Consider the following 9,497-nt stretch of genomic DNA (forward strand, 5'->3'; position numbering starts at 1 on the left):
CCGGCCAGCGCCCCGGAACGCCTGGAAGGCGCTTGCAAGGCCGCCCGCCCGCTCTTCAGCCAACCCTGCCACGGTCGGATTGCCGGCCTGCCTCCGAGGCCCCACCTCTACGTCTGGGCGCGCCATGACGCGTGTCCACGTCCTCGAGCGGCAGGAGGTGAACCCATGCGCCTGAAGCTGGCGGCGGTGCTGCTGGGCCTGACGATGGTGGGATGCGCCGGGCGGCAGGTGCTTCCCGCGCCGAACGAGCACCGTGTGCAGGCGGAAGCCTCGCTGCGCGCGGCGGAAGGCGCTGGCGCCGCCCGAGTCCCGGAAGCGGCCCTCCATCTGGAGTTCGCCCGGCAGCAGATTGCCGACGCGGAGCGGCTGTGGGTGGAAGGCGAACAGGAAGCCGCGGAGCTGCGCTTCATGCAGGCCGAGGCGGACGCGGAGCTGGCGCAGGCGCTGGCCCGGGCCGTCCCGCTGGAGCGCGAGTCGCGACGCTCGGCGGCCCAGGCGGAGTCCCTGCGCCGCGACCAGCCGTGAGCAGACAACCTCGACAGGAGAGCGACATGCTGAAGCGTGGATGGAAGGCCCTCGCTGGCGTCACGGCGCTGGCCGCCGTGGGGTGTGCACACGCCCCACCGCCACAGGAACTCCTCAACGCGCGCGCGGCCTACCAGGAGGTCTCCACCAGCCCCCAGGGCCGAGAGCGTCCTCGAGACGTCGCGGCGGCGCGAGATGCCCTGCTGGAAGCCGAGCGGGAGTACGACCGCAGCCAGGACTCTCCTCGCACCCGCTCGCTGTCCTACGTGGCGTTGCGCAAGGCCGAGACGGCGGGGGCGCGCGGCACCGCGGACCTGGCGGCGCGGCGTCAGGCGGAGGCCCAGGCCACGCTCCAGCAAGCGCAGGCGCGGCAGTGGCAGCGCTCGCAGGCGGAGCTGGATGCAGCCCGGCAGCAGCTCGCCCAGGCCGAGCGTGAGCGGCTGCAAGCCCTCCAGCAACAGCAACAGGCCCGGCAGCACGCGGTGACGCAGCAGCAGGAAGCCGAGCGCATGCGGATGGATGCCCAGCGGCGCCAGCACGAGGCGGAACAACTGCGGCGGCTGGCCCAGCAGCAGGAGGCGGAGTCGCGGCGGCTGGCGGAGAAGACGACGCTGCTTCAGGAAGAAGAGCAGCGCCGGGCGCGGGCCGAGTCCGAATCCCGGCGCCTGGCCCAGGAGAACCACGAGCTGCTCCAGCGCTCGGCGGAGCTGGAAGCGGAGCAGGAGGCACGGCGCCAGGTGGAGCGGGAGCTGGAACGGGAGCGACATGCGCGGCTCGACGCGGAACGGCGCGCCACGGAGGCGCTGACACAGTTGGAGTCGACGGCGCGCGACGTGAAGGTCCGCGAGGAGGCGCGAGGCCTGGTGCTGACGATGTCAGGGCAGGTGCTGTTCGCGTCGAACGCCGTGGACCTGCTCCCGACGGCGCGTGAGCAGCTGACGGAGGTGGCCAACGCGCTCAAGGTGTCCGACAGTCCCATGGTCATCGAAGGCCACACGGATTCGATGGGCTCGGACGCGATGAACGAAGCCCTGTCCTACCGGCGGGCGGAGCACGTGCGGGAGTTCCTCATCAGCCAGGGCGTCAGTCGCGACCGCATCCAGGTGCGCGGCCTGGGCGAGTACCGCCCCGTCGCCAACAACTCCACCCCAGAGGGCCGCGCCAACAACCGGCGCGTTGAAATCATCCTCCCGCGTGGAGGAGAGGAGGCCACTGGCGGCAGCGGCGCCGAGCCCCCGACGACGCCTCGGCGCTGAAATCCAACGGACGCCGGAGTTGAATGCCCGCCATGGGCCCAGGCGCAGTTTTCAACCTGCTGAGCACCGAACGCCTGCATCTGGTGCAGCTCCCACCGGACGCGGCGTGGCGGGTGCTCGCGTACCACGAGGCGAACCGGGAGCACGTCTCCACCGTGTCACCGGCACGGCCGGCCAACTTCTTCTCGGTGACGTACTGGCGCACGCGGCTGGCGCAGGACCGCGAGGACTTCCGGCTCGACCTGTCGCTGCGCGTGTTCCTGCTGCCGCGAAACCAGCCCATCCAGCTGTCGCCCATCATCGGCAACATCTCGCTCACGAACATCCGCCGCGGCCCGTTGCAGTCCGCGGACCTGGGCTATGGCCTGGACCGCCACTCCGAAGGCCAGGGCCTGATGACGGAGGCCCTGCGCGCGCTGTGTGACTACGCCTTCCACGACATGGGCCTGCACCGGCTTCAAGCCAACCACCTGCCGGAGAACCTGCGCAGCGCCGCGGTGCTGAAGCGCCTGGGCTTCCAGGTGGAGGGCATCGCGCGGGAGCTCCTGCTCATCGACGGCCAGTGGCGCGACCACGTCCTCAACGCGCTGATTGCCCCTGGCCGGCGGGGATGACCCGGGGCTACTCGCCGCGCTTCGTCATGTCGAAGAGCGCCCGGGCCTGGGGGCCCAGGAAGCCGTCGAAGTCCGCCGTGCGCTGGGCAATCTCGAAGTAGGCGTAGGGCCAGGAGCGCGAGCCACCGCCCCTGAGCGGCACGGGCAGCGGCGCGGCCTGCGTGGCCGTCTGCCGCAGCGACGTCCCGGGCGCACCCTCGATGTCGGCCTTCATCGGCACCCCGGTCTCGCGCATGCGCTTCTGCCACGCCTCCACGTCGTCCACCGAGCCGGTGAAGTGATTCACCTTGCGGCCGAAGGCGAGCAGCCAGGCGCCATACTGGGACTCCTTCTCCAGCTCCAGCAGCGCGGCCTCGTCTGGAGGGGGCGGCGGGCCGAACCACGCGGCCAGTGCATCCACGTCCTCGGGAGGGGCGGGGTCCTCGGGCAGCCGGGCGAGCAGCTCGCGAGCGCGCGGGGACAACTCCTCCTGCTTCAGTTCGGAGATGAAGATGCGGGGCAGCCCCGCCGGATGTGACAAATAGATGGCGGACAGGTGCGCATCCGGAAAGGTGTACGCGCCCGCGGCCTTCCAGCCGAGCCGGATGAAGGGCTGCGAGAAGAGCGCGATGCCACCACCAGGCCGGGCCAGCGAGCGGAGCGCGACGTGGTCATTGCGAAAACGGCCCCCGGAGAGCTGCACGAAGGTGCGCGCATAGGGCACCTCCGCAGCGTAGCGCTCCCACAGCAGGTCCAGGAGACGGTGGGCGGAGTCGGTGGTCATGGCGCGCGAATCTAGCGCCCCCCCGAAGGCCGCCGTGGCGGCCCGGGCCACCGTCCGGCGGAAAAAAAGAGCGGCGGCGCGCGGCCCCAGATCCTTGGAGGGGACTTCAGCCAGAGACGCGCGCCGCCGAGCAGCGAAGCTGCTGAAGACTCGCCTTGGAGTTTCGAGTCTTCACACCGAGGGTATGGTATGCATTGACTTCTTCCCCGCCACTCCACCCGCCACCCGGAAGCGAGCGCCGGAATAGGGTGTGGCGAAGGAAAAGGCCAGGACGCCGCAAGCCGCCTCACCAACGCAGCGTTGAGCTAGCTTGAAGCCCTGCTAATCCAAACTTTGTAGCCGCAACATTCCGCCTGAGATGCGTGAAAGACGGCTCACATCATTTGAATGAGAGAATTTGAGAACTGAGAGTCAGTGCAGATGCTCGGGAAGCATGGGCAGCCCGTGGAAGAAGCGGCGCCCGCTCTCGAAGCGGCGGTGGAAGCAGATGCGGTCATCCAGGTAGAGGCGGGCCATCTCCTCCTCGCCATAGGCCGTGAAGAAGGTGGCGCGGGCCTCGTCGCAGGCGGCCTCATACGCCGCGCGCAGGGCCTCCCAGTCCTCGGGTGGAGTCTCCTCGCCGCTGAGCCAGACGCCCTGCTCCACGCCGTACTCACGCTCCATCAACTCCAACTCCAGCGCCAGGCGGCACACGCGGGGTTCGTCACCAATCGCCTCGTCCGCCATGGCGGTGAGGATGTGGGCCACCAGGAAGAAGCCCGCATCGGGAGGCACCACCCCTTCTTCACGCGCGGCGCGGAAGGCCACCAGCAGCTGCGCATCCATCGCGTCGTCCCCCAATTCCAGCAACTGGGTGGCGAGGCCCCGCCACCGCGCCTCCATGTCCCCCACTTCCTGGAGGTTCAGTGCCTCGTCTCGCGTCTTCTTCATCGTGTGGCTCCTTCGGGAACTGCTCCCGAAAATCTCATCCGGGTCTGACGTCCAACCACGATTACGAGGACGTCCGGATTTACCGCTGCTTGCATCCGCCGTTGGGCGGATGACGGAGCTCCGCGGTGGCCGTCCGCTGATGGACGCGTCGTCGCCCGTCGAGCCATGCTGGCCGCCACCGTGTCCATTGACCTGCGCGCCGCGACGGCTGCGGACGACCCCTTCCTCTTCGCGCTGTACGCCAGCACCCGGGAGTCCGAGCTCGCGGGCTGGGGTTGGACGCCCGCACAGCGCGACGCCTTCCTCCGCATGCAGTGGGTGGCGCAGTCGCACGACTGGGAGGCCCGCCATCCTCGCGCCGACCACCAGGTGGTGTGTCTCCAAGGCCAACCCGTGGGGCGCCTGCTGGTCGCGAAGGACGCAGCGGCGTGGCGGGTGGTGGACATCGCCCTGTTGCCCACGCACCAAGGCAGCGGCGTGGGGACCCGGCTGCTGACCCAGGTGCGGGACGAGGCCGGGAAAGCAGGCGTCCCACTCCGGCTGCGAGTGCTACGAACCAACCCCGCGCGCAGGCTGTACGAGCGCCTGGGCTTCGAGGTGGACGCCGAGCCTCCCGAGGAGGCCGCCGCCCCTTACGTCGCCATGACGTGGAACCCCGCACCACGTCAGGACTGATGCACAGCGGAACCATGCTCCGGAAACACGAACGGCCCGCGAGCTGATTGCCCGCGAGCCGCCCGCATCCCCCCAAACCGCCAGGACCTACAGGAACACGTTCTCCGGCGTGGGCGTGACAGTCCGGAGGTCATATCCGGCGGCCCCCGCCTCGGACGGCTGAGGCGCGGCCAGCGTCCCGCCACCACCCGAGCCACCATTTCCACCGCACGCGCCGCCCCCACCACCCGCGGAGATGGCCTGGCTTGCGCCCGTGGGATTCGCGGTGGCGCCCGCGGCACCCGCGGTCACGAGAATGCCGCCTGTCACGCTGGGCGTCGTGGTGGAGAGGAGCTGAACGATGCCACCACCACCGCCGCCGCCGCCGCCCTTGCCCGCGCCCCCTGCGTTGTTGCCAGCGCCACCACTGGCCCCCACCGCTCGGACGAATCCCCCCACGGTGATGGAGCCCTTGCCCACGAGGACGACGGCGCCCCCCGCGCCACCGCCCGAGCCGGGCAGGTTGGCGGCGGTTCCACCAGCCTCACCATTGGCATTGATGGCGCCCCCCGGGGGAATGCGGATCGCTCCCTGCGCGAGAATGACCAGGGAGCCGCCCCCCCGGCCACCGGTCACACCGAGCTGCTTGGCCCCCGCGCCGCCTCCCAGGCCGCCGGGGCGCAGGAGTTGCGCGGCCTGGAGCGGCAACAGCCCACGCCCTCCTTGGGGCTCGCCTGCGGCCGCACGCGCCACGCCCGCCTCCGCAGGCCCGGTTCCGTTGTCCTCGGCACTGGGGTCCACGATGATCGTACCGTTGACGGTGACGTCGCCAGAGGCCCGGATGACCGTTCCACTCGGGACAATCAGCGTGCCGGAGATGGTGACGTTGGTGAACTGGAGGTGCTGCCGGCCGGCCAACGTGCCGTAGCCAGCGGCCGTGGTCAGATCCACGGTGTTGCCGCTGGGGACGTTGTACGCCCCAGCCGATCCGTCACCGTAGGCGCCCAGCGAGCCCGTGGGCCCCTGCGGGCCTTGCGGGCCCTGCGGACCAACCGGTCCCGAAGGGCCCTGGTCCCCCGCAGGTCCCGTCGCGCCCTCGGGACCTTGCGCGCCCTGCGGTCCCATCGGCCCGTTACACACGAAGCGGGTGAGCGCGACATTCTCCTCGCCGGCATCCAGCGTCCCATTGCGGTTGGCGTCGACGCCCATCTCCAGCCGCACGCCACCGGTGGCGCAGTTGCCGGCCGCCGGCTCCACAGTGGTCCGCGTCACCGTGCCCAGACCGACCGCACCCTGGGGACCCGTGGCGCCCGCTGGGCCCACCGGGCCTTCAGGTCCTACGGAGCCCTGCGGTCCCGCCGGCCCGGCAGGTCCCACCGCGCCAGCGGGCCCCTCCGGTCCCCGCTCCCCCTGCGCGCCCGTCTCACCTTGAAGACCGGTTGGCCCCTGCACGCCCTGCTCACCCCGGAGGCCCTGCGGGCCCATGGCGCCCTGCGGCCCCTCGGGCCCCACGAGCCCCTGTGCTCCGTTGCACACGAAACGGGTCAGCGAGGCGTCGACCTCCTCATCCTCCAACTGACCGTTCCGGTTGAGGTCGATGCCCGTCTCCACCACCACACCCGCCTGGGCGCAGTTCTCACCGGAGGGTTCGGAGTCGGTCCGAACCAGCGCCATCAGTCCCGGAGGTCCCTCCGGCCCGCCTGCCGGGCCCGGAGGACCTTGCGGCCCCTGGGGGCCCGTAGCGCCAGGCGCACCTAGCTCGCCCTGGGGACCCGCGGGCCCCTCGGCTCCCGGAGGACCTTCTGCGCCCGCGGGACCTTGCGGCCCCTGCGGTCCCGGCGTGCCTTCCTGACACGCCGACAGCACCAGCAGCGCCGTCAACGGAAGCGCCTGAAACCACTTTTGATACAGCGGGCGTCGCCAGTTCTCATGCGTCATCTGCCGGCCTCCTCGTCGTGGAACATCACGCCGCGGGCCTCTGAGCAAGCCGCACGCCACGCCAAGAAGACCGGGGCGCGCCCTAGAGGTTCGGCGGTAACCGGGCAGATTCTCTCGCGGGAGAGAACCCACGAGACATTGCCCCAGCGTCCGGGTCAGACGCACCCGCGTTTCATCGGCACGCGGATCCGCAGCGGCGTCTGGGCCGGACGCATGCGCGTCTGTATCGGACGCACGAGCGAGCGTGACACAGCGAGACATGGAGGCACCGCGTCTCACGTTTCATTGCATGCCGCCGTTACCCGCACATGAAACACGCGCGCTTTCAGCGCTGGCCGGGTGTTTGCTCAGGGAGGAAGCGCAGCAGGCGCAGTCAGGCAGTCCTCTCCTCGAAAGGTAGACGCACGTGTCAGAGCCCTTCATCGGTCAGATCATGATGTTCGCAGGCAACTTCGCTCCGCGGGGCTGGGCATTCTGCCAAGGGCAGCTTCTCTCCATCGCCCAGAACTCGGCGCTCTTCTCCATTCTTGGCACCACCTATGGAGGCAATGGGCAGACGACGTTCGCCCTGCCGGACCTGCGTGGCCGCTACCCCATGCAACCGGGCCAGGGCCCTGGCCTGTCGCCCCGCACGCTGGGCGAACAGGGTGGAACTGAAACCGTGACGCTGATTTCGACGCAGATGCCGGCGCACAATCACACCCTGAATGTGAGCAGTCAGCACGGCGATACGGAAACACCCATTGGCACCGTGCTCGCGGCGGACTCCACGGCGACCGTGCTCAACTACCGGGCTGCCCCCATCGACGGGACCATGAACCCCGCGGCCATCGGCGTCGCGGGGGGAAGCCAGCCGCACAACAACATGTCGCCCTTCTTGTGCATCAACTTCATCATCGCGCTGGAAGGCATCTACCCGTCGCGCAACTGACGCACTGTGAGTCCCAAGGGCTCAGCGCCTCGCTCCATTCACGCGTGCGAGGCGCAGTGGGGCCACGCGGGCGGCCGCCGCGAGTCCATCCCCACGAGCCACCCCTTCCAGGTCCGCAACGACCCTGAACTGCGGGGTGGGTAGCCCGCTCCCGGCAGGGTGGACACGTCGGGGGCAGCGTTACGGGACGGGAGCGTGGGCGGTGGTGGCGGAGCGAGACGGCGGGGGGCAACGCTCGCAAGTCACACCGACGACGGTGTTCACCGTCTGCGCCTCCGTGCTCGCGGTGGTCGTACTCGTCACCTTCGTGGCGAAGACGCGGGTGGCCCTGACACTGACGGGCATCGCCACCATCCTGGCGCTCGCGTTGGAACATGGCGTCGCGCGACTGGAGCGCGGCAGGCTGCCTCGACTGGCCGCCATCGCCCTGGTGATGACGGCGTTGCTAATCGTCGTCGCCGCCCTCGCGCTGCTCGTGATTCCCGCCGCGGCGGACCAGTTGGACGCCCTGGTTCGCCAGTGGCCGCAGCTGATGGCGGAACTGCGGAGCTCTCGGCTCATCCAGGTGCTCAGCGACCGGCTGCAGTCGCTCGGCTGGGCGCGGCGGTTGGAGGAAGCAACGCCCCGGCTCGCGACCGGCGCCCTGCCTGCGCTGCTCATCCGAGCCATCGGAGGCGTGGTGGGGGTGGTCATCTCGGCCCTCACCGTCTTCTTCCTCGTCGTGTTCATGCTGACATTCGGAGGAGACCTGATTCGCAGGGGGCTGGCCCTGGTCGGCCCCGAGCACCGGATGCGGTACGTCCGGGTCCTCCACAACGTCTACAGCGCCACGGGCGGCTACCTGTCCGGGCTGGCGCTCATCTGTACCATCAACGCCACCCTGACCACGGTGACGCTGGCGCTCCTGGGCTTGCCGTACTTCCTGCCCCTGGGCATCGCCAGTGGTTTCTCCAGCCTGGTCCCTTACGTGGGGCCGCTCATTGCTGGGGGCATCATCACCTTGCTGACGTGGGCCACGCAGGGCGTCTGGGCGGCGGCGGTCGCGCTCGCCTACTTCCTGCTGTACGGGCCCCTCGAGGGCAACGTGCTGGCCCCGCTCGTCTTCCGACGTACGGTCCACGTCAATCCGTTGCTCGTCCTCCTGGCAGTCCTGTTCTGCGCGGAGTTGGCCGGCATCGTGGGCGCGGTGGTGGCGGTGCCCGTGGCCGCGACCCTTCAAATCATCTCCCGCGAGGTCCTCCTCTTCCGGCAGGAGCGCAGGGCGGCGCGCACAATCCCCCCCCGCGAAACCTGAATGACGCCCTGAAAGGGGGACACGATGGCCGCAGGTCCACTCCCATGGCTGCTGACCCATGGCACAGCGGCCCTGCTCTTCGCCGCCCTGGTCGCCGGAGGCTTGGGGGTTCCCATTCCAGAGGACCTGGTGCTGTTGTCGCTGGGCATCCTCGCGCACCGGGACGTCCTGCCCATCGCCCTGGCGATCGCGGTCGCGGTGGCCGGAGTGCTCTGCGGCGACACGGCCCTCTTCCTCACCGCCCGAAGGTTGGGGCCCGCGCTGTACGAGCATCCACGAATGAAGAAGCTCCTGCCGCCGGAACGCCGCGAGCGACTGGCCCAGCTCTACGCACGCCACGGCGGGCGCTGCATCTTCGTGGGGCGCTTTCTCTCAGTACTGCGCGGGGCGGTGTTCATCATGGCCGCAGTGCATGGCATGCGGCTGCGCGACTTCCTGATGTGGGACGTATTGGCGCTGTGCCTCAGCGCCCCGGTGCTGGTGGCGCTGGGGTACGCCTTCTCGCACAGCGTGGACGCGGTGGCGAAAGGGGCGGCGCGCGCCGAGCACCTGCTGGTGCTGGCCACGACGGCGGCCCTGCTGGCGGTGGGGG

At 70.1% G+C, this 9,497-nt stretch carries 10 protein-coding genes; 7 read left to right on the forward strand and 3 right to left on the reverse strand.

The window, feature by feature from the left end; genetic code table 11:
• Positions 1-165: 165 nt before the first annotated feature.
• Genes HNV26_RS28770 through HNV26_RS28780 form a run of 3 tightly spaced genes read left to right on the forward strand, consistent with a single transcriptional unit; the run spans position 166 to position 2,395 of the window.
• Positions 166-525: a DUF4398 domain-containing protein gene (locus HNV26_RS28770; protein WP_171444022.1), complete on the forward strand. Its 360-nt coding sequence runs from the start codon at positions 166-168 to the stop codon at positions 523-525.
• A gap of 26 nt (positions 526-551) precedes the next feature.
• On the forward strand, positions 552-1,781 hold the full coding sequence (locus HNV26_RS28775) for an OmpA family protein (protein ID WP_171444023.1): 1,230 nt from the start codon (positions 552-554) through the stop codon (positions 1,779-1,781).
• Positions 1,782-1,804: 23 nt separating this feature from the next.
• Positions 1,805-2,395 (forward strand): GNAT family N-acetyltransferase, encoded by a 591-nt coding sequence (locus HNV26_RS28780; RefSeq protein ID WP_171444024.1) that lies wholly within the window; start codon positions 1,805-1,807, stop codon positions 2,393-2,395.
• A 7-nt stretch (positions 2,396-2,402) separates the two neighbouring features.
• Here HNV26_RS28780 and HNV26_RS28785 read toward each other — a convergent pair whose 3' ends face one another.
• A complete protein-coding gene (locus HNV26_RS28785; protein ID WP_171444025.1) occupies positions 2,403-3,158 on the reverse strand; it encodes a DUF1338 domain-containing protein in 756 nt (251 codons plus the stop codon).
• A 411-nt stretch (positions 3,159-3,569) separates the two neighbouring features.
• Positions 3,570-4,088, reverse strand: coding sequence for a hypothetical protein (locus tag HNV26_RS28790; RefSeq protein ID WP_026114062.1), 519 nt, complete (start codon positions 4,086-4,088; stop codon positions 3,570-3,572).
• 165 nt (positions 4,089-4,253) lie between these two features.
• On the opposite strand from HNV26_RS28790, the gene HNV26_RS28795 reads away from it, so the two are divergent.
• Positions 4,254-4,763, forward strand: coding sequence for a GNAT family N-acetyltransferase (locus HNV26_RS28795; protein WP_171444026.1), 510 nt, complete (start codon positions 4,254-4,256; stop codon positions 4,761-4,763).
• Positions 4,764-4,850: 87 nt separating this feature from the next.
• Here HNV26_RS28795 and HNV26_RS28800 read toward each other — a convergent pair whose 3' ends face one another.
• Positions 4,851-6,416 (reverse strand): DUF7151 family protein, encoded by a 1,566-nt coding sequence (locus tag HNV26_RS28800; protein WP_253817152.1) that lies wholly within the window; start codon positions 6,414-6,416, stop codon positions 4,851-4,853.
• A gap of 670 nt (positions 6,417-7,086) precedes the next feature.
• On the opposite strand from HNV26_RS28800, the gene HNV26_RS28805 reads away from it, so the two are divergent.
• The 3 genes from HNV26_RS28805 to HNV26_RS28815 form a co-directional block, all read left to right on the forward strand.
• Positions 7,087-7,611, forward strand: a complete 525-nt coding sequence (locus HNV26_RS28805) for a phage tail protein (RefSeq protein ID WP_171444028.1) — start codon at positions 7,087-7,089, stop codon at positions 7,609-7,611.
• Positions 7,612-7,747: 136 nt separating this feature from the next.
• Positions 7,748-8,905: an AI-2E family transporter gene (locus HNV26_RS28810; RefSeq protein WP_171444029.1), complete on the forward strand. Its 1,158-nt coding sequence runs from the start codon at positions 7,748-7,750 to the stop codon at positions 8,903-8,905.
• A gap of 24 nt (positions 8,906-8,929) precedes the next feature.
• Positions 8,930-9,497, forward strand: a 568-nt coding sequence (locus tag HNV26_RS28815; RefSeq protein WP_171444030.1) for a DedA family protein, incomplete at its 3' end; no start/stop codon positions are given.

Source organism: Myxococcus xanthus (assembly GCF_013116825.1).
Lineage (GTDB): Bacteria > Myxococcota > Myxococcia > Myxococcales > Myxococcaceae > Myxococcus > Myxococcus xanthus_B.

Bases quoted from the DNA above. Each gene is read 5' to 3' on its own strand.
- HNV26_RS28770 (WP_171444022.1), top strand. From the start codon at position 166: ATGCGCCTGAAGCTGGCGGCGGTGCTGCTGGGCCTGACGATGGTGGGA.
- HNV26_RS28775 (WP_171444023.1), top strand. From the start codon at position 552: ATGCTGAAGCGTGGATGGAAGGCCCTCGCTGGCGTCACGGCGCTGGCC.
- HNV26_RS28780 (WP_171444024.1), top strand. From the start codon at position 1,805: ATGCCCGCCATGGGCCCAGGCGCAGTTTTCAACCTGCTGAGCACCGAA.
- HNV26_RS28785 (WP_171444025.1), bottom strand. From the start codon at position 3,158: ATGACCACCGACTCCGCCCACCGTCTCCTGGACCTGCTGTGGGAGCGC.
- HNV26_RS28790 (WP_026114062.1), bottom strand. From the start codon at position 4,088: ATGAAGAAGACGCGAGACGAGGCACTGAACCTCCAGGAAGTGGGGGAC.
- HNV26_RS28795 (WP_171444026.1), top strand. From the start codon at position 4,254: ATGCTGGCCGCCACCGTGTCCATTGACCTGCGCGCCGCGACGGCTGCG.
- HNV26_RS28800 (WP_253817152.1), bottom strand. From the start codon at position 6,416: ATGGCGCTGGTTCGGACCGACTCCGAACCCTCCGGTGAGAACTGCGCC.